General features: G+C 65.1%; 1 protein-coding gene. It reads left to right on the forward strand.

Annotation, left to right across the window (positions count from 1 at the left end; all coding sequences use genetic code 11):
- Positions 1-421: porin (locus tag HZI36_RS26705; protein WP_179405669.1), on the forward strand; the 421-nt coding region annotated here is incomplete at both ends.

Here is a 421-nt window from a genome sequence, read left to right on the forward strand (position 1 = left end):
TGAACCAGGCCGCCGGCTGGCCCGGCACGAACTCGAACGTGCCGATCGGCGCGCTGTACGACAGCAACGCGCTCGTCTACCAGTCGCCGAAGTTCTACGGCGCGTCGCTCGGGCTCGAGTATGCGCCGGGCGGCGTGCCGGGCCAGTTCCAGGGCGGCACGCGCGAATCGGCGGTGCTCAGGTATTCGAACTACGGGCTCAACCTCGCGGCCGTCTACTACAACGCGCACGATACGAACACCGCGGCGGCGACGCCGACCAGCCTCGACAACAACCGCTTCTACTACTTCGGCGCGAAGTACACGTTCAGCGGCTTGTCGGTATCGGCATCGTACGGGCTCGGCAAGAGCCCGGCCAACTCGAACAAAGTGGACTACGAAATGATCTCGGGCGGGCTCGGCTATCAGTTCAGCCCGTTCCT

The sequence above is a fragment of the Burkholderia guangdongensis genome, from assembly GCF_013403875.1.
GTDB lineage: Bacteria > Pseudomonadota > Gammaproteobacteria > Burkholderiales > Burkholderiaceae > Burkholderia > Burkholderia guangdongensis.